An 18,850-nucleotide genomic window follows, 5' to 3' on the forward strand; every position below is an offset into this window, starting at 1 on the left:
ACTTCCCGGCGCACCCTTGTCGTTTTCCTGACGCTTTACTTAGCTTACCTAAAAGTGCCTGGGTGCTCAAAGGGTGCGCCGAAGGACCGGTGATCTTCACGGTAGACGCGAAAGGGGCATCCGGCCCGTCGGCCGGATGCCCCCGTGGAGCGATACCGGTCAGTCCTCGCTCGGTGCCGCCGGCAGCTTGGCCTGGATGAGGTCCATGACCGCGGAGTCCGTCAGCGTGGTGACGTCACCGAGCTGGCGGTTCTCGGCCACGTCCCGCAGCAGGCGGCGCATGATCTTGCCGGAGCGGGTCTTGGGCAGCTCGGCCACCGGCAGGATCCGCTTCGGTTTGGCGATCGGGCCGAGCGTGGCGCCCACGTGGTCGCGCAGCTCACCGGCGAGCGCCTCCGTCTCGTCGACCGTGCCGCGCAGGATCACGAACGCGACGATGGCCTGCCCGGTGGTCTCGTCGGCGGCACCGACGACGGCCGCCTCGGCGACCGACGGGTGGGAGACGAGCGCCGACTCCACCTCGGTGGTGGAGATGTTGTGCCCCGACACGAGCATCACGTCGTCCACCCGGCCCAGCAGCCAGATGTCGCCGTCGTCGTCCTTCTTCGCGCCGTCACCGGCGAAGTACTTGCCCTCGAACCGGGACCAGTAGGTGTCGATGAACCGCTGGTCGTCGCCCCAGATGGTGCGCAGCATCGACGGCCACGGCTCGGTCAGCACCAGGTAGCCGCCGCCGCCGTCGGGCACCTCGTTCGCCTCGTCGTCGACGACGGTGGCGGAGATGCCGGGCAGCGGGGTCTGCGCGGAGCCGGGCTTGGCTGCGGTGACACCGGGCAGCGGCGAGATCATCATCGCGCCGGTCTCCGTCTGCCACCAGGTGTCCACGACGGGCGTCCTGTCCGCACCGATGTTCTTGCGGTACCAGATCCACGCCTCGGGATTGATGGGTTCGCCCACCGAGCCGAGGACGCGCAGCGAGGACAGGTCGAACTTGGCGGGGATGTCGTCGCCCCACTTCATGAACGTCCGGATCGCCGTCGGCGCGGTGTAGAGGATCGTGACCTTGTACTTCTGCACGATCTCCCAGAACCGGCCCTGGTGCGGGGTGTCCGGCGTGCCCTCGTACATGACCTGCGTCGCGCCGTTGGCCAGCGGGCCGTACACGATGTACGAGTGCCCGGTGACCCAACCGACGTCGGCCGTGCACCAGTACACGTCGGTCTCCGGCTTGAGGTCGAAGACCGCCCAGTGGGTGTACGCCGTCTGGGTGAGGTAGCCGCCGGAGGTGTGCAGGATGCCCTTCGGCTTACCGGTCGTGCCGGAGGTGTACAGGATGAACAGCGGGTGCTCCGCCTCGAACGCCTCCGGGGTGTGCTCGGTGGACTGCCGGTCCACCAGCTCGTGCCACCACACGTCCCGCTCGCCGCTCCACGCCACGTCCTGTCCGGTACGGCGCACCACCAGCACGTGCTCGACGTTGCCGGCCTTGGTGACGGCCTCGTCCACGGCGGGCTTGAGCGCGGACGGCTTGCCGCGGCGGTATCCGCCGTCGGCGGTGATGACGACCCGTGCGTCCGCGTCCTGGATGCGGGTGGCGAGCGCGTCCGCCGAGAAGCCGCCGAAGACCACCGAGTGCGCGGCGCCGATCCTGGCCGAGGCCAGCATCGCGATCGCGGTCTCCGGGATCATCGGCATGTAGATGGCGACGCGGTCGCCCTTGCGGACACCCAGCTCCAGCAGTGCGTTGGCCGCCTTGGAGACCTCGTCCTTCAGCTCGGCATAGGTGATCGAGCGGCTGTCGCCGGGCTCGCCCTCGAAGTGGATGGCGACACGGTCCCCGTGCCCCGCCTCCACATGCCGGTCCACGCAGTTGTACGCGACGTTCAGCTCACCGTCCTCGAACCACTTCGCGAACGGCGGGTTGGACCAGTCCAGCGTCTCGGTAGGCTCCTTGGCCCAGGTCAGCCGGCGGGCCTGCTCGGCCCAGAAGCCGAGCCTGTCAGCCTTGGCCTGTGCATACGCCTCCGCGGTGACGTTGGCGTGCGCGGCCAGGTCGGCGGGCGGCGCGAACCTGCGTTCTTCCTTCAGCAGGTTGGCCAGGCTCTCGTTGCTCACGACATCTCCCTCTCGCAGGGTGTCCGTTGTGTCCCAGGCCACAGCTCATCAGACGCGGGGGCCCGGTGACAAGGGTCGACCGGAAAATTGGTTTAGACCTGTGTGAGATCGTCTCTCTGGGGGCGATATGCCCGCCCTGTGAACACCCCTTCCGGGTCGCCTGAGGTGGTGACACACCCTGCGACCTCCTCGAACACCTCCTCCGCGTCCCTCCGGGCGAGCAGATACGCCTGTGCCGCCCCCGTGTCGAAGTACACCCCCTGCAGGTCCAGCTCGCCCCGGGTCAGCGCCCGGGACACCGGGCCGTGGGCCCGCAGGTGCTCCAGCTGCTGGACCACGTTGAGCAGGGACAGCTGCTCCACCGGGTCCGCCGGCGGCCGCCCGGCCAGCCGGGGACGGACGCGGCGGTCCTCGGCCATGCGCGCCAGGCTCGGCAGCCCGTGCCGCAGCCAGCTTCGCAGCGAACCGCTCCCGGCCGCGCCGCCCGCGCTCAACAGCGCCTGCATCGCCCCGCACCCCGAGTGCCCGCACACAGTGATGGAGCGCACCCCGAGCACCTCCACCGCGTACTGCACGGCGGCCGCCACCGAGTCGTCACCGTGCTCCTCACCCGGTGGCGGCACCAGATTGCCGACGTTGCGGACGACGAACAGGTCGTCGGGACCACTGACGGTGGTCACCGACGTGACGAGCCGGGACTCGGCACAACCGAGAAGGAGCTGTGCGGGCCGTCGGCTCTCCCGGACGACCCGGGCCGGCCCCTTGCGCACCAGCGACGCGGTGCCGCTCTGCAACGACCCGGTGCGACGGGCCTGTTCGCCGGAAGGGGGCGGTTCGGCGGCCCCGGTGGAGGGGAACGGCCCGGTGGCCCAGATTCCGGCACGCCGGCCCGACAAGTCGGCCGTACCGCCTCGCGCGGTGTGGGAGCTGTGCCAGTCCCGCAGTGACTCGTACGCCGCGTGGTCCATGAACGAACCGTCCAACTCCACGACCGCGTGCGCGCCTTGGGGCACGCGATGCAGGGCCTGGCTCAGCCGGGGCACCGCGAGGAAGGTCAACGGCCCTCGGATTCTCACATGATGGACTCCTTCCTTCTCTTCTCGGGTGATGCAGGTGCGGGCGAGGCGGTGCAGGGCGACGGAGACCGCCACGGCGACCCCCAGGAGCACGCCCTGAAGGACGCCCAGGAGCACCACGCCGAATGTGGTCGCGGCGTAGACCAGCACTTCTCGGTGGCGCGTCACCGTGCGGATGTGGTGCAGGGACACCATCTGGATGCCGACGGCCATCACCAGGGCGGCGAGGGAGGCGAGCGGGATCTCCTCCAGGATCGGGACCATCAGCAGCGCGGCGGCTACCACGAGAACGCCGTGCAGCATCGTGGAGTTCCGGCTCACGGCACCGGAGTTCACGTTCGCCGTACTGCGCACGGCCACCCCGGCGACCGGCAGTCCGCCGAGGGCTCCGGAGACGATGTTGGCGGCACCCTGGCCCAGCAGCTCCCGGTCGAGTCCGGAGCGTCCGACAGGCGAGGCGGGACCGGGGCGGGCCGCGACCAGCTTGTCCACGGCCACCGCGCCGAGCAGCGACTGCACGCTGCACACCAGGGTGGTCGTGAGCACGGCGGCGGCCAGGCCGAGCGCCGGACCCTCGGGCAGCCCGGCCAGGGCGTGGCTGCGCCAGGACGGCAGGTCTACCCTGGGCAGGGTCAGTCCGGTGAGCGCCGCCGTGGTGGTGGCCCCGGCGACGGCGACGAGAGCGGCCGGCACGCTGCGGAGCACCCGGCCGGTGCGTCCGGGCAGGCGGGGCCAGGCCAGCAGCAGCGCGAGTGTCAGCGCGCTCATCGAGACGGCGCCCGGATGCAGACGCGCCAACTGGGCCGGCAGCGCGAGCAGATTGGCAAGGACGGAGCTGTCCGGGCTGCCGCCGAGGACGATGTGCAGCTGGGCGACGGCGATGGTGATGCCGATACCGGCGAGCATGCCGTGCACCACGGCCGGGCTGACCGCGAGCGCGCCGCGCGCCACCCGCAGGCCGGCCAGGCCGAGTTGGGCGAGCCCGGCGAGGACGGTGATGCCGCAGGTCGCCCGCCAGCCGTACCGATGGATCAGGTCGGCGGTGACCACGGTGAGGCCGGCGGCGGGGCCGCTGACCTGCAGTGGACAGCCGCCGAGCCGGCCGGCGACGAGTCCGCCCACGGCGGCGGCGACGAGACCGGCCTGCAGCGGAGCGCCGGTGGCCAGCGCGATTCCCAGGGAGAGGGGCAGGGCGATCAGGAAGACCGCGACGGATGCGGACAGGTCGGGGACCGCCACGGGGAACTGCCACCGGCGGCCCGGCGGTGGGCCGTGCGGCGGATGGGGGTGCTGGGCGTGTGAGGGTGCGCAGGCTGACACGGTCCTGTCTCCTCCGGAGGGCGCGGTACGGGGACTGGGCGGGGTGGAGCGGACTGAGCGGAATGGGCCAACATCGGTAAAAGAACCGTAATGAAGGGCAAAGACCGTGCATAACTTTTCGGTGCAATTGGCGTATTCGAACCGCTCGCATGAGTGAACTAACCATTTGATCGGCTTGTCGTACTAATTCCTTCTCGGTCCCGTGCGATCTTGGCGGCGCTGTCGGTACAAGCCCGGCACATCACCAGAAAAGGATCCGTCAGTGTTTGCCTGAGAGAAGGAAGAAGGTGGGCGGAACATGGCCGCCACCCAGAGGATCGCCGTCGGCGTCGTGGCCGCCGCGGCCTGTGCCTCCGCGCTCGCCGGTTGCGCGACCGGCTCCCACGGTTCGAAGCAAGGGGCGTCCGGCCCGCAGAAGGGGGCTCCGGCGCCGGGCAGCGTTTTCCGGCTGATCGGTGACGGTTCCACGGCGTACACGGGCTCGCAGCCGCATCTGCCCAGACCCGAGCAGCTGCAGCCGGGGCAGAAGCCACCGCAGTTCGTGGTGTTCTCCTGGGACGGCGCGGGTGAGGACAGCCAGAAGCTGTTCTCGCACTTTCGCGAGGTGGCCAAGGAGAACCACGCGACCATGACCTACTTCCTCAGCGGCGTCTACATGCTGCCGAAGGAGAAACGCGAGCTGTACAAGCCGCCGCAGCACTCGCCGGGCAGCTCCGACATCGGTTTCAACGACGAGAAGGGGATCGCCGACACCGTCAAGCAGGCCCGCCTGGCCTGGCTCGAGGGCAATGAGATCGGCACCCACTTCAACGGCCACTTCTGCGGGCCCGACGGCGGGGTCGGCACCTGGTCGGTGGACGAATGGAAGAGCGAGATCGCCCAGGCCAAGCAGTTCGTGAAGACCTGGAAGACCAATGCCGGCATGCAGAAGTCGGCCCCGCTGCCCTTCGACTACGACAAGGAGCTGATCGGCGCCCGGACACCCTGCCTGGAGGGCCAGAAGAACTTCATGAAGGCAGCCCGCCAGTTGGGCTTCCGCTACGACTCCAGCGGCGTCAACAACCAGGTCTGGCCCAAGAAGAAGCAAGGGCTGTGGGACCTCTCGATGCAGCTGGTGCCCTTCCCCGGACACACCTATGAACAGCTGACCATGGACTACAACTTCATGGTCAACCAGTCCGGCACCAAGACCCAGGGCGACCCCGACAAGTTCGACTACTGGGGCAACCAGATGCGCGACGGCCTGCTCAAGGGCTTCTACCGGGCCTACGACGGCAACCGCGCGCCGCTGATCATCGGCAACCACTTCGAGTCCTGGAACGGCGGCACCTACATGCGCGCCGTCGAGGACACCGTGAAGGAGGTGTGCAGCAAGCCCGACGTGCACTGTGTGTCCTTCCACCAGCTGGTCGACTGGCTGGACGCCCAGGATCCGAGGACTCTGGAGAAGCTGCGCACCCTGGAGGTGGGTGAGGCTCCCCGGCAGGGCTGGGCGTCCTTCCTGTCCGGCCGCCCGGCTCCGGCGCCCAAGGGCGTGCCCGGGGCGCCTGCGGTCCAGCAGTAGGTGTCGCGGGCAAGCCGTGAAGCCCCGTGCGGTGCGTGGGTGTCACGCTCAAGCCGTGAGCGCCCCGCACCCTACGTGGGTGTCACGCGGGAGTCGTGACACCCGCGCCGACGCCTTCGCCGAGCACGAAGGCGGGGTCGACCTGCGCCGCCAGGTCGACCCCGGTGCGCTCGTTGCCCCACGCCTCGGCGTTCTTCAGGTGGAAGTGCACCATCTGGCGGGTGTATCGCTCCCAGTCCCGCAGCTCGTACGTGGCGTCCACGGCGGCCCGCAGGGTGTGCAGGGCGCGGGCGTTGGCCTCCTCCAGCAGATCGAACCGGGGTGGCCTGCCCTTCTCCATGGCACGCACCCAGTCCGAGCGCCCGACCGTCACGAGCAGGTCGTCCCCGACTTCCGCGCGCAGGAAGTCGATGTCGTCCTGCTCCTGGACCTTGTTGCCGACGACCTTCAGGGTGACGCCGAAGTCGCGGGCGTACTCCTTGTACTGGCGGTAGACGGAGACCCCCTTCCGGGTCGGCTCGGCGACGAGGAACGTCATGTCGAAGCGGGTGAACATGCCGGAGGCGAAGGAGTCCGAACCCGCCGTCATGTCGACCACGACGTACTCGTCGGGGCCGTCGACGAGGTGGTTCAGGAACAGCTCCACCGCTCCCGTCTTGGAGTGGTAGCAGGCGACCCCCAGGTCGGCGTCCGTGAAAGGGCCGGTGACCATCAAACGGACGGCACCGCCGTCGAGTTCCACCGGCCGGGCGCAGGCGTCGTACACCGGATTCGGCTCCCGCACGCGAACCAGTCGCGAGCCCTCGCCGGGCGGAGTCGTCTTGATCATCGTGGCGGCGGAGGGGATGCGCGGATTGCTGCCGCGCAGATGATTCTTGATCAACGACAGCCGTTCGCCCATGGCGGGCAGCGCGGCGGCCTCCGTCTCGTCGAGGCCGAGCGCGGGCCCCAGGTGCTGGTTGATGTCCGCGTCGATCGCGACCACCGGGGCGCCGGCGGCCGCGAGATGGCGGATGAAGAGGGAGGAGAGCGTGGTCTTGCCACTCCCGCCCTTCCCGACGAAAGCAATTTTCATGTTCACCAACGGTAGTCGGTCGATAGCCGTGCGTGTCGGGCGCAGTGAAGAAGACCACTCCTTCGAGGGGGCGGCCGATGGGGTGCGTAATGTCGTACTCATGAGTACGACTGGCGCGAACGCCGACCCGCTCGCGGCCCTGGGCTCCCTGCCCGGCGTGGCCGACTCCGTGGAGTCCGTGCGCAAGGCCGTGGACCGGGTCTACGGGCACCGGATCATGCGGCGCCGCAGCACCGAGATCACCTCCGAGGCGGCCCTGCGCGCCGCCCGCGGCTCCGCGGCGCTGTCCGGTGCCGACTGGGCCCTGGAGGAGGTGCGGCGGCGCACCGACTTCGGCGGCGACGCCGAGGCGCGCGTCATGGGCGCGTCCCTCAGGTTGTCGGCCGAGTCCGGACAGCTGCTGTCCATCTGGCGGCAGTCGCCCCTGCGGGTGCTGGCCAGGCTGCACCTGGTGGCCGCTGCGGGCAAGCGCGACGAGGTCGGCAGGCCGCGACAGGCGGGCGAGAGTGTGGACGAGCCGCTGATCGAGCTGCCACTGCCGGACGCCCGGGAGGTGTCCGGACGGCTGGAGGGACTCGCGGACCTGATCATCGCGGGGACGTCGGCGCCCGCGCTGGTGACGGCCGCCGTGGTGCACGGCGAGCTGCTCGCGCTGCGGCCCTTCGTGTCCCACAACGGCCTGGTGGCCCGCGCGGCCGAGCGCATCGTCCTGATCGGCAGCGGCCTGGACCCGAAGGCGGTCTGCCCGGCCGAGGTCGGCCACGCCGAACTGGGCCGCGCCTCCTATCTGGCGGCGCTGGAGGGGTACGTCTCCGGCACTCCCGAGGGCATGGCGGCCTGGATCGCGCACTGCGGCAGGGCGATCGAACTGGGTGCGCGCGAAGCCACGGCCGTGTGCGAGGCGCTGCAGCGCGGCGCGGCCTGAGCCGGCTCCGCCGTGTCCGGGGAAGGCACGGACATCCCCCGGACATGGTTGCGGCGGTACGAGTTTTCGTACCGCCGCTGGCATGTCCACCGGGTTACCAAGCGTCCTCGATATGTGCCCATCAGGTCGGGGACTTTGCCCGTCACCTGGTGCGCTGGCCCGTAATCGACGGGTCGACGTCGCGTGGGTGCCCGATGTCCATGTGGGGTCCGTGGGCCAATGCGTAGTGGTAGGTGATCCTCGCGGATGTCCTTTGGTCTCGCGGGCCTAAGGCTTTTGTACCGCGAGCCGGGAGGAAGCGGAACCCCTGTCCGCACTTCTTTACTTTCAGGATCAAACAGGGGTTGACCGGACGTCATTCGCGAAACGGGATCGTTCAGGCGGTGCTGCGTCGGCGGTTGGCGTACCACACCAGGCCGGCGGTCGCGGCCGCCGCCCCTATGGCCGCCGCCGCGACCAGCGCGGGGCGAGGCGGGACGGAGAACGCGGGCAGCCGCTTCTTCAGCGGGACAGGCCTGCGGAACTCCAGAACCGGCCACCCCCGCGCGAGCGCCTCGCGGCGCAGCGTCCGGTCCGGGTTCACCGCATGCGGGTGCCCGACCGCCCGGAGCATCGGCAGATCGGTCGCCGAGTCGCTGTAGGCGTAGCAGCGCTCGAGGTCGTAGCCGTCGGACGTGGCCAGCTCCCGGATCGCCTCGGCCTTGGTCGGGCCGTAGGCGTAGTACTCCACTTCCCCGGTGAAGCAGCCGTCCTCGCCGACGACCATCCGGGTGGCCACCACACGGTCGGCGCCGAGCAGTTCGCCGATGGGTTCGACGACCTCGGCGCCCGAGGTGGACACGATCACCACGTCCCGCCCGGCCGTGTGGTGCTCCTCGATCAGCGAGGCCGCCTCGTCGTAGATGATCGGGTCGATCAGTTCGTGCAGGGTCTCGGCGACGATCTCCCGTACCTGCTGCACGTTCCAGCCGCGGCACAGGGCGGACAGATACTCACGCATGCGCTCCATCTGGTCGTGATCCAGCCCGCCGGCCAGGAAGACGAACTGGGCATATGCGGTTCGCAGTGCGGCCCTGCGGCTGATCAGCCCACCTTGGTAGAAGGACTTGCTGAAGGTGAGCGTGCTCGACTTCGCAATGACCGTCTTGTCCAGGTCAAAGAAGGCTGCTGCGCGGGGCAAGGAGTGGTTTTCCACGCCCCCGAGCATAGGCGCCCACCATTCGGCGTAAGGTGGGGCGCGTGGGTTTGCCTGAGAGGCCTCTCGGGTACACCATGGAAGTCACGGATCGTTCGCGACCGTGCTAACCCGGTCCGACTCCTCCCCCCCCGAGTCGGCCGTGGGGACGACCCCCGCTCTCCCCCCCGGCGGGGGTCGTCGCATGTCCGGATGGGTTTTCTCCCTCCTCCCCGTTGTCCGAGAGGCTGCGAGTACGACGCGGCCCGGCCGCGGCCCGACGTTTCCATGCGTCCATGATCCGTCACTGCGGGTAATCATCGCGCTGCCCTGTGGAAGTCGCGCAGGGATCGGTACGGAGGTCACCGGTATGGGTGACGGTGATATTCACAGTCCCCGAGTTGTCCACAGTTTTTGACCAAGATCCACATGTTTTCGGGGATCGCTGCACCGTGATTCCAGCGCGCTCGGCCGGGACGAGTTCATGGCCGGTTCCGATTGCCGGAACGCGTGTGACCGGTTTCCGCCGGCCGCTCATATGGGAGGCCGCTTGCCGGTTCTTCACACCTTTGGGAATCGCGTGGCCGCAGAGGCTGCGCGGCCCACGCAGCGAAGGGGGAAACACCCGTGACCGCAGCCGTCACCCACGACCCGCCGCCCGGCACCGAAGACCGGCCGGACCGGCCGCTCATCGTCACCGAGGACGCCGAACTCCTGGACGACCTGCTGCGCCTGTGCGCGGCCGCCGGCGCCACACCCGAGGTTCACCACGGGGTACCGGAACACGGCGACGGCTGGAACACGGCCCCGCTGGTGCTGGTCGGCGACGACGCCGCCCACCGGGTCGGCGGGGCGACACGCCGACGCGGAGTGGTGCTGGTCGGGCGCGATCAGGACGACCCGGGAGTGTGGAGAAGGGCCGTGGAGATCGGTGCCGACCACGTCCTGATGCTGCCCGACGGGGAGCAGTGGCTGGTCGACCGGATCGCCGACGTCGCCGAGGGCGTCGGTCGCCCGGCCCTCACCGTCGGGGTGATCGGCGGCCGGGGCGGCGCCGGTGCCTCCACGCTCGCGTGCGCCCTCGCCGTCACCGCCGCGCGTGAGGGACTGCGCACCCTCCTCGTGGACGCCGATCCGCTCGGCGGCGGACTCGACGTACTCCTCGGCGGCGAGAGCGCCGACGGGCTGCGCTGGCCCGCCTTCGCAGCCTCCCGCGGCCGGGTCGGCGGCGGCGCCCTGGAGGAGTCGCTGCCCGAACTGCACTCCCTTCGGGTGCTGAGCTGGGACCGCGGCACGTGCGTCGCCATCCCGCCGCAGGCGGTGCGCGCGGTGCTCGCCGCCGCCCGGCGGCGCGGCGGCACGGTCGTGGTGGACCTGCCCCGCCGCCTCGACGACGGGGTCGCCGAAGCCCTCGCCCAGCTCGACCTCGCACTGCTCGTCGTCCCCGCCGAGCTGCGCGCGGTCGCGGCCGCCGGGCGGGTCGCCTCCGCCGTCGGCATGGTCGTGCGCGACCTGCGCGTGGCGGTCCGCGGGCCGTACGCACCGGGCCTGGACGACCATGAGGTGGCCCGGCTGCTCGGCCTGCCACTGGCGGGCGAGGTTCCGGTGGAACCGCCGCTGCTGCGCCCCCAGGGCGGCGCGAAACCACCCGGCGCGACCGGACGCGGCCCCCTCGCCCGCTTCTGCGCGGACTTCTGGGAGCGCGCGCTGGCCGAAGCCGGAGGCACCCGATGACCCTCCCCGGACTCGACCGCGCGGACGGCGCGGCCCTGCTCGACGGCGTCCGGCGCCGGCTCGCCGAGAGCGGCGCCGACCCCACCCCGGCGCGGGTGGCCCAGGCCCTGCGCGAACAGGGGCGGGTGCTCGGCGACGCCGAGGTCCTCGGCGCCGCCCGGCAGCTGAGGTCCGAACTCGTCGGCACCGGCCCCCTGGAGCCGCTGCTCGCCGACCCGGACATCACCGATGTCCTGGTGTCCGCCCCCGACCGGGTGTGGGTGGACCGTGGCGGCGGACTGGAGCTGACCTCCGTGACCTTCCCCGACGCCGCGGCCGTACGACGCCTAGCTCAGCGGCTGGCCGCCGTGGCCGGGCGCCGGCTGGACGACGCCCGGCCGTGGGCGGACGCCCGGCTGCCCGACGGGACCAGGCTGCACGCCGTGCTGCCCCCGGTCGCCGTCGGCTGTACCTGCCTGGCCCTGCGGGTCGTACGGCCCCGGGCGTTCACGCTGGAGGAACTGGTGGAGGCCGGCACCGTGCCGCCCGGCGGCGACCGGATCCTCAGGGCGCTGCTCGCGGCCCGCCTGTCCTTCCTCGTCAGCGGCGGCACCGGAAGCGGCAAGACGACCCTGCTCAGTGCCCTGCTGGGCCTGGCCGGAGCGGGCGAGCGGATCGTGCTCGCCGAGGACTCCGCCGAGCTTCGGCCGGACCATCCGCATGTCGTCCGGTTGGAGACCAGGCCGGCCAACCAGGAGGGCGCCGGACTGGTCACCCTCGAGGATCTCGTCCGGCAGGCGCTGCGGATGCGGCCCGACCGGCTGGTCGTGGGGGAGGTCCGCGGACCGGAGGTCGTGCATCTGCTGGCCGCCCTCAACACGGGCCACGAGGGCGGTTGTTGCACGGTCCACGCCAACGCCGCCGCGGACGTCCCGGCCCGCCTGGAGGCGCTGGCCACGGCCGCCGGGCTCGACCGGGCCGCGCTGCACAGCCAGTTGGCGGCCGCGCTCTCCGTGGTCCTGCACCTCGTACGGGACCGGTCCGGACGGCGCCGGATCGCCGAGGTGCATGTGCTGGAGCGGGAGGCCACCGGGCTGGTCCGCACGGTGCCCGCCCTGCGCTGGGGCGAGCGGGCCTTCGTGCGGGAGAGGGGCTGGGAGCGGTTGCGGCACCTGCTCGGTGGAGCGGGCGAGGCCGGGGACGAGTGAGTGAGGTGGCGGAAGTGATCGGTGAGACGTCCATGGGGGCCGCCCTCGTGTGCCTCGGCGCGCTGGTCTGGCTGCTGGGCGGGCGGCACTACGGGATGCGGCGGGCGCGGCTGCTGTTCGCGGGCGGTGGAGCGGTGACGCCCGGCCCGCCCTCGTGGGATCGGACCCGCGCGGAACTGCAGCGGCTGTGCGGCCGGTGGGGCGCCGAGTGGTGGGCGCTCGCGGCCGGCCTGCTGCTCGGGCTGCTGGCGGCCTCGGTGATTCCGGTCGTCGCGGGGGCGGCCGGGGTGCCGCTGCTGCGCCGGGTACGGCTGGCCCGGCAGGCCCGCACCGTTCGGGAGCGGCGGGCGGACGCGGTGATCGCCCTGTGCGGGGCCCTCGCCGGCGAGGTGCGCGCCGGGCGGCAGCCGGGCGAGGCGTTGCTGTGGGCGGCGCGGGACTCCGGCGGGCTCGGCGAGGCACAGGCGGCCGTGGTCGCGGCGGCGCGGTTCGGCGGGGACGTTCCCGGCGCCCTTTCCGTGGCGGCCCGGCAGCCCGGCGCCGAGGGCCTGCTCGGGCTGGCCGCGTGCTGGCGGGTGGCCGTGGATCGGGGCGCCGGACTGGCGGCCGGCCTGGACCGGCTGGACGCGGCCCTGCGGGCCGAGCGTGATCAACGCGCAGACCTGCACGCCCAGTTGGCGGGCGCCCGGGCGACCACGGTGCTCCTGGCCGTGCTTCCCGCTCTCGGCCTGCTCCTGGGTTCGGCCATGGGTGCGGACCCCCTCCGCGTCCTCCTCCACACCGGCGCCGGCCTCGGCTGCCTGGCGGCCGGATCGGCGTTTGAAGTGGCCGGGGCGTGGTGGGCCGTGCGGATCGTACGGGGGGCGGGAGGGGGATGAGCAGGAGCGGTGTGCGGCGCGGTCGGGATGCGGTCCTTGGCCGGGGAGGGGTGGGCGGGAGAGGCACGGGGGGCGAGGTCTGCGGGGAGCCGGGTCGAAGGGCGGGCGCGATGTCGTGGGCGGGGTGCGATGGAGAGCGCGGTGCGGAGGTGCGCCGCGGTGCGCACCCCAGGATCTGCCGGGAGCCGGGAGCCGGGAGCCGGGAGCCGGGAGCCGGGAGCCGGGAGCGGTGTGCGGAGTGAGGCGTGCGGTGGGGTGCGCCGGTCGGGAGTGGGGAGAGCGGGCGGTATGAGCGGGGAAGTTGTCCACAGGCTGGGGATGGTCTGTGGGGTGGCGCTGGTCCTGGGCGGGGTGGTCAGGCGGCTGGAGCTGATCCGGCGGCGGAGCCGGGCGCGACGGCGGGTGAACGAGCTACTGGGTCGTGAAGTTGCGGCGTCCGGGCCACGGTTCACGTCGGCGGACGCGGCGCGCCGGTGGCTGCCGCCGGCCGGGGCGGTGTGCGGGGTCTGGGTCCTGGCCGGTGGTGGTGGGGCCGGGGCCGTGCTCGGGCTGGGTGCCGGGGTCGTGCTGTGGCGTTGGCGGAGCCGGCAACCGGCGGCCGGCCGGGCGGAGCCGGTCGACAGCGCCACCGCCGCACGTCAACTCCCGCTCGCTGCCGATCTGCTGGCCGCCTGCGTCGCGGCCGGTGCGGGTCCGGTGATCGCCGCCCAGGCGGTGGGTGAGGCACTCGGCGGACCGGTCGGGGAGGCACTGGCGCGGAGCGCGGCGGAGGTGCGGCTCGGCGGTGCACCGTCGCACGCCTGGCGGCGGTTGGCCGAGCTGCCCGGCGCCGGAGCCCTGGCGCGGCTGCTGGCGCGGGCCGACGAGTCCGGGCTCCCGGCGGCGGGGCCCGCCGCCCGCCTCGCCGCCGACGCACGCGCACAGTGGGCCCGCACCGCGACGGCCCGGGCCCGGCGCGCGGCCGTATTGATCTCCGCGCCGGTGGGCCTGTGCTTCCTGCCCGCCTTCATCGCGGTCGGAGTGCTGCCCGTGGTGATCGGACTCGCGGGCGGGGTGATGCAAGGCAGGTGAGGCGTACGGCGACGAACGGGCCCGAGCAGCCGCGGAGAAAGTCGCAGAGAAAGCCGCGGAAAGAGTCGCGGAGAACCACAGGACACGGAAACCCAGCGGGGGTGTTGGAGTGCACAGGAAGATCAGGGATGCGGCAGTGAGGCTGCACGTCAGGGGCCGGGGCCGCAAGGACGCCGGAATGGTGACGTCCGAATATGCGATGGGGATCATCGCCGCCGTCGGGTTCGCCCTGCTGCTCTACGAGGTCGTCACCAGCGGCCAGGTCCGGCAGGAGCTGCAGGACATCGTGAAGAAGGCCCTCAGTGCGCGCATGTGAGCGAGGGGCGGACCGGGGGTTCGTGACCGCGGAGGCGGCCGTGGTGCTGTCCGTGCTGGTGGCGTTCACGATGGCATTGGTCTGGGGGCTGCTCATGGTGGCCGTACAGATCCAGTGCGTGGACGCCGCCCGGCTGGGCGCCCGGGCCGCCGCCCGTCAGGACCCGGCCGGCGCGGTGGTGAAGGTGGCCCGGGAGGCCGCGCCGCGCGGGGCGCGGGTGACGGTCGTAAGGGCGGGCGGCCAGGTCCGGGTGACGGTCGTGGCCAGGCCGCCGGTGCTGAGCGGGCTGCCGTTCGAGGTGCGGGAGGAAGCCGTGGCGCCGGCCGAGGAGACCGCGGCGGCGGGGGAGGCGGGGCCGTGAGACACGGTGGAGTACCGGATCGGTCGCGAGATCCGCGGTACGGCGACCGCGGGTCCGCCACCGTGTGGAGCCTGGGGGCGATGGCCGTGCTGTGTGTGGTGTTCGGCGCCGTACTCGCGCTCGGTCAGGCCGTCGTCGTCCGGCACCGGGCGGCCGGGGGCGCCGATCTGGCGGCCCTCGCGGCGGCGGCCCACTGGGAGGAGGGCGGCACGGCGGCCTGTGCGCGGGCCGGGCGGGTGGCGGCCGCCCAGGGGGTACGGCTGGTGCGCTGCGCGATCGTCGGCGAGACCTCGGACGTGACGGCGGCCTCGGGAAGGGGGCCGTTCGCGGCGCAGGCCAGGGCCAGAGCAGGGCCGGCGGGAGCCGTGCCGCAGACGCTCAGGCGCGCGTCCGCCCCGGAGCCGGCTCCGCCGACGGCTGTCCCCCTGGCTTCTCCTGCGGCGCCCCCCGCAACAGGACCGTGAGGAGCCGTACGGCCCCCCTCTTGTGCAGCGGGTCGTTGCCGTTGCCGCACTTGGGGGACTGGATGCAGGACGGGCAGCCGGCCTCGCACTCGCAGGCGGCGATGGCCTCGCGGGTGGCCAAGAGCCAGGCGCGGGCGGTGTGGAAGGCGCGCTCCGCGAAACCCGCGCCACCCGGATGGCCGTCGTACACGAAGACCGTCGGCAGCAGGGTGTCCGGATGCAGCGGAACCGAGACGCCGCCGATGTCCCAGCGGTCACAGGTCGCGAAGAGGGGAAGCATGCCGATGGAGGCGTGTTCTGCGGCGTGCAGTGAACCGCCGAGGATCTCGGGGGTGATCCGGGCCTCGTCCAGCTGGTCGTCGGTGACCGTCCACCACACCGCGCGGGTGCGGAGCGTTCGGGGAGGGAGGTCGAGTTTGGTCTCGCCCAGCACTTCGCCTGTGATGAGGCGTCTACGGAGGTAGGAGACCACCTGGTTGGTCACTTCGACCGAGCCGTAGCAGAGGCGGCCGGCGCCCCAAGGGATCTCGGTGTCCGTCTCCAGGACGGAGATCGAGGTGGTGTCGCGGGCGACGGTGGAGTACGGCGGGTCGGCTTGTTCGACCAGGGCGACGGAGTCCTCCAGGTCGAGGGAGCGCACCAGATAGGTGCGGCCCTGGTGCAGATGGACCGCGCCCTCGTGGACCGTGGAGTGCGCGGCGCCCGCGTCGACCGTGCCCAGCAGCCGGCCCGTGCCGGCCTCCACGACCTGAATCGGACGCCCACCGGCGCCGCGGATGTCGGTCAGGTCGGCGGCTCGCTCGCGGCGCGTCCAGTGCCAGGCCCTGGTCCGCCGGCGGAGCAGCTTCGCGGCCTCCAGCTGTGGCAGCACGTCGGCGCAGGCGGGGCCGAAGAGGTCCAGGTCGTCCTCGGTCAGCGGCAGCTCCGCGGCGGCGGCGCACAGGTGCGGCGCGAGGACGTAGGGGTTGTCCGGGTCGAGGACGGTGGACTCCACCGGCTGGTCGAACAGGGCCTCGGGGTGGTGGACCAGGAAGGTGTCCAGCGGGTCGTCGCGGGCCACCAGCACAGCGAGCGCGCCCTGTCCGGAGCGGCCGGCACGGCCCGCCTGCTGCCACAGGGACGCGCGCGTGCCCGGGTAGCCGGCGATCACGACCGCGTCCAGGCCGGAGACGTCCACGCCGAGCTCCAGCGCCGTGGTCGCGGCCAGCCCGAGGAGTTCGCCGGAGTGCAGGGCGCGTTCCAGGGCGCGGCGCTCCTCGGGGAGGTAGCCGCCGCGGTAGGCCGCGACGCGCCGGACCAGGGACCGGTCGACCTCGGCGAGCCTCTCCTGGGCGATCACCGAGATCAGCTCGGCGCCACGCCGGGACCGTACGAAGGCGACCGAGCGCACGCCCTGCGCGGTCAGGTCGGTCAGCAGATCGGCGGTCTCGGCGGTGGCGGTACGCCGTACGGGGGCACCTTTCTCGCCGTGCAGCTCGGTGAGAGGCGGCTCCCAGAGGGCGAAGACGAGCTCCCCGCGCGGGGAGGCGTCGTCGGCGACCTCGACCACCGGCAGGCCGGTCAGCCGGCCGGCGGCGACTGCGGGCTCGGCGGCGGTCGCGGAGGCCAGCAGGAAGACGGGAGAGGCGCCGTAGCGGGCGCACAGGCGGCGCAGCCGGCGCAGCACCTGGGCGACGTGGGAGCCGAAGACGCCGCGGTAGGTGTGGCACTCGTCGATGACCACGTACTTGAGCGCCTTGAGGAAGGAGGACCAGCGCGGGTGGGAGGGGAGTATCCCGCGGTGCAGCATGTCGGGGTTGGTGAGGACGTAGTTGGCGTACTGGCGGATCCACTCCCGTTCCTCGTAGGGGGTGTCGCCGTCGTACACGGCGGGGCGTACTCCGGTGCCGAGCGGATGTGAAAGTTCCTTCACCGACCTGCACTGATCCGCCGCGAGTGCCTTGGTGGGGGCGAGGTACAGGGCCGTGGCGCCACGGCCGTTCGGGGCCTCGGATCCGTCCAGGAGGGTGGACAGGACGGGCACGAGGTATGCGAGCGATTTGCCCGAGGCGGTGCCGGTGGCGACGACCACCGACTCGCCGTCCAGAGCGTGCTCGGCGGCCAGGGCCTGGTGCGCCCAGGGGTGTTCGATGCCGCACTCCTGGACGGCCGCGATCACCTCGGACCGGATTCGGTCAGGCCAGACGGCATGGCGGCCCGCGCGCGGGGGCAAGTGCTCCGTATGAGTGATGCGCGCAGACCGGCTTGGCCCGGAGGCGAGCCGGTCCAGGACCAGGCCCGGAGACGGGCGGAATGCCGGGTCCGCCGGGGGTCGATCGGATCGGTGATTCTTGGCCATCGGCATCGAGTGTGTCACTGGCGTGACGGACAATGGGACCAAGGCGTCGTGCACGCCTGCCGGTAAGTGATTGAATGCCATCGCGGCTGGCGATGCGTCCCGGGGGCCGCAAGCCGAGGTGTCCCGAGGGGCGACCGCTCGATAGCAAGGTGCTGGAGGATCCGTGGACCTGTCCCTGTCGACCCGTACCGTCGGCGATCGTACGGTCGTCGAGGTCGGTGGCGAAATCGATGTATACACCGCGCCCAAGCTGCGCGAGCAGCTGGTCGAGCTGGTGAACGACGGCAATTTCCACCTCGTCGTCGACATGGAGGGCGTGGACTTCCTCGACTCCACCGGTCTCGGCGTGCTGGTCGGCGGCCTGAAGCGAGTGCGTGCCCATGAGGGCTCGCTGCGCCTGGTCTGCAACCAGGAGCGCATTCTCAAGATCTTCCGCATCACCGGCCTCACCAAGGTGTTCCCGATCCACACCTCGGTCGAGGAAGCGGTGGCGGCCACCGACTGACCCCGGACCGGTCACCGGCTCCGGACTCCCGCGTGGGGTCCGGACGCCGGACGGTGCTGTCCGGCGCGTTCCGTTCGCGGCCGGTGCGCCGACCGGTTCCGTCCCGGGCCCTGAACCGGGCCCGGGGCACAGAAGCACAGCAGGGGGTGCGGGCTCTCGGCGGCCCCGCCCCCGACCGCACGCCCGTAGTCGCGAGGGGGATGCATGGCCACCGTCGAACTCCGCTTCAGCGCGCTGCCCGAGCACGTCCGGACCGCCCGGTTGGTGGCGGCCGCGGTGGCACGCAGGGCCGGAGTGGACGAGGCCGTCCTGGACGAGGTCCGGCTCGCCGTCGGCGAGGCCTGCTCCCGTGCCGTCGGACTGCACCAGAGCAGCGGCATCAGCGCGCCCGTGAAGGTGGCCTTGATCGAGGAGGAGAAACAGTTCTCCATCGAGGTCGGGGACGAGGCGCCGCACGCCACCCCGGGCGACACGCCCGGCGCGCAGGACGGCGAGGCTGAAGTCGAGGAGGACGAGATGGGGCTCGCGGTCATCAGCGGCCTCGTCGACGACGTCCACGTCACCACCGGACACGACGGTGGCCTCATCCGCATGACGTGGCCGACCACGCCGCCGGCCGCGGCACTCGTCTGACCGCGCCGTTTCCGCTTCCCGAGGGCCCTGCCGTGCAGGGCCCTCGGCGTTTTTCCGGCAGGCCAGACGCCCTTCCCGAATTCGTGAAGGAATTCACGATCACCGAGAATGCCC

Annotated in this window: 16 protein-coding genes; 11 read left to right on the forward strand and 5 right to left on the reverse strand. The window is 72.0% G+C overall.

Going from position 1 to position 18,850, the window contains the following annotated elements:
• Window positions 1–159 precede the first annotated feature (159 nt).
• Together acs and ABZ919_RS23815 are read right to left on the reverse strand one after the other, a co-directional pair.
• Window positions 160–2,115, reverse strand: a complete 1,956-nt coding sequence (gene acs / locus ABZ919_RS23810) for an acetate--CoA ligase (RefSeq protein ID WP_361251186.1) — start codon at window positions 2,113–2,115, stop codon at window positions 160–162.
• 92 nt (window positions 2,116–2,207) lie between these two features.
• Complete coding sequence (locus ABZ919_RS23815) at window positions 2,208–4,511, reverse strand: SulP family inorganic anion transporter (RefSeq protein ID WP_361251189.1); 2,304 nt, start codon at window positions 4,509–4,511, stop codon at window positions 2,208–2,210.
• 298 nt (window positions 4,512–4,809) lie between these two features.
• On the opposite strand from ABZ919_RS23815, the gene ABZ919_RS23820 reads away from it, so the two are divergent.
• The gene (locus ABZ919_RS23820) at window positions 4,810–6,075 is read left to right on the forward strand and encodes a hypothetical protein (protein WP_361251191.1); all 1,266 of its coding nucleotides are present in this window, start codon (window positions 4,810–4,812) and stop codon (window positions 6,073–6,075) included.
• Between the two features lie 82 nt (window positions 6,076–6,157).
• On the opposite strand, the gene ABZ919_RS23825 is transcribed toward ABZ919_RS23820, so the two are convergent.
• Window positions 6,158–7,150, reverse strand: coding sequence for an ATP-binding protein (locus tag ABZ919_RS23825; RefSeq protein WP_361251194.1), 993 nt, complete (start codon window positions 7,148–7,150; stop codon window positions 6,158–6,160).
• Window positions 7,151–7,250: 100 nt separating this feature from the next.
• Between ABZ919_RS23825 and ABZ919_RS23830 the strand changes: the two genes are divergently transcribed.
• Window positions 7,251–8,075 (forward strand): oxidoreductase, encoded by an 825-nt coding sequence (locus tag ABZ919_RS23830; protein ID WP_361251197.1) that lies wholly within the window; start codon window positions 7,251–7,253, stop codon window positions 8,073–8,075.
• Between the two features lie 376 nt (window positions 8,076–8,451).
• On the opposite strand, the gene ABZ919_RS23835 is transcribed toward ABZ919_RS23830, so the two are convergent.
• Window positions 8,452–9,282 carry an HAD family hydrolase gene (locus tag ABZ919_RS23835; protein WP_361251199.1) on the reverse strand — a complete coding sequence of 277 codons (831 nt, stop codon included), beginning with the start codon at window positions 9,280–9,282 and terminating at the stop codon, window positions 8,452–8,454.
• A 594-nt stretch (window positions 9,283–9,876) separates the two neighbouring features.
• Here ABZ919_RS23835 and ssd point away from each other — a divergent pair.
• The 7 genes from ssd to ABZ919_RS23870 all read left to right on the forward strand — a co-directional run bounded on the left by ssd (window position 9,877) and on the right by ABZ919_RS23870 (window position 15,260).
• A complete protein-coding gene (gene ssd / locus ABZ919_RS23840) occupies window positions 9,877–10,983 on the forward strand; it encodes a septum site-determining protein Ssd (protein WP_361251202.1) in 1,107 nt (368 codons plus the stop codon).
• Window positions 10,980–12,170, forward strand: coding sequence for a TadA family conjugal transfer-associated ATPase (locus ABZ919_RS23845; protein WP_361251205.1), 1,191 nt, complete (start codon window positions 10,980–10,982; stop codon window positions 12,168–12,170). Before ssd ends, ABZ919_RS23845 begins: the two co-directional genes overlap by 4 nt.
• Before the next feature lie 32 nt (window positions 12,171–12,202).
• Window positions 12,203–13,048 carry a type II secretion system F family protein gene (locus ABZ919_RS23850; protein ID WP_361251462.1) on the forward strand — a complete coding sequence of 282 codons (846 nt, stop codon included), beginning with the start codon at window positions 12,203–12,205 and terminating at the stop codon, window positions 13,046–13,048.
• Window positions 13,049–13,336: 288 nt separating this feature from the next.
• Window positions 13,337–14,119 (forward strand): type II secretion system F family protein, encoded by a 783-nt coding sequence (locus tag ABZ919_RS23855; protein WP_361251208.1) that lies wholly within the window; start codon window positions 13,337–13,339, stop codon window positions 14,117–14,119.
• A 109-nt stretch (window positions 14,120–14,228) separates the two neighbouring features.
• Window positions 14,229–14,435 (forward strand): DUF4244 domain-containing protein, encoded by a 207-nt coding sequence (locus ABZ919_RS23860; protein WP_361251211.1) that lies wholly within the window; start codon window positions 14,229–14,231, stop codon window positions 14,433–14,435.
• 22 nt (window positions 14,436–14,457) lie between these two features.
• A complete protein-coding gene (locus ABZ919_RS23865) occupies window positions 14,458–14,796 on the forward strand; it encodes a TadE family type IV pilus minor pilin (RefSeq protein ID WP_361251214.1) in 339 nt (112 codons plus the stop codon).
• Window positions 14,793–15,260, forward strand: coding sequence for an Rv3654c family TadE-like protein (locus tag ABZ919_RS23870; RefSeq protein ID WP_361251216.1), 468 nt, complete (start codon window positions 14,793–14,795; stop codon window positions 15,258–15,260). Before ABZ919_RS23865 ends, ABZ919_RS23870 begins: the two co-directional genes overlap by 4 nt.
• On the opposite strand, the gene ABZ919_RS23875 is transcribed toward ABZ919_RS23870, so the two are convergent.
• Window positions 15,175–17,679 carry a DEAD/DEAH box helicase gene (locus ABZ919_RS23875; protein ID WP_361251218.1) on the reverse strand — a complete coding sequence of 835 codons (2,505 nt, stop codon included), beginning with the start codon at window positions 17,677–17,679 and terminating at the stop codon, window positions 15,175–15,177. The genes ABZ919_RS23870 and ABZ919_RS23875 overlap by 86 nt on opposite strands.
• An 82-nt stretch (window positions 17,680–17,761) precedes the next feature.
• Here ABZ919_RS23875 and bldG point away from each other — a divergent pair, with 82 nt between their 5' ends.
• Both bldG and ABZ919_RS23885 read left to right on the forward strand, forming a co-directional pair.
• Window positions 17,762–18,103: an anti-sigma factor antagonist BldG gene (gene bldG / locus ABZ919_RS23880; protein ID WP_010986038.1), complete on the forward strand. Its 342-nt coding sequence runs from the start codon at window positions 17,762–17,764 to the stop codon at window positions 18,101–18,103.
• Between the two features lie 204 nt (window positions 18,104–18,307).
• A complete protein-coding gene (locus ABZ919_RS23885) occupies window positions 18,308–18,736 on the forward strand; it encodes an ATP-binding protein (protein WP_361251220.1) in 429 nt (142 codons plus the stop codon).
• Window positions 18,737–18,850: the final 114 nt, after the last annotated feature.

The organism is Streptomyces sp. NPDC046759 (assembly GCF_040645475.1).
Lineage (GTDB): Bacteria > Actinomycetota > Actinomycetes > Streptomycetales > Streptomycetaceae > Streptomyces.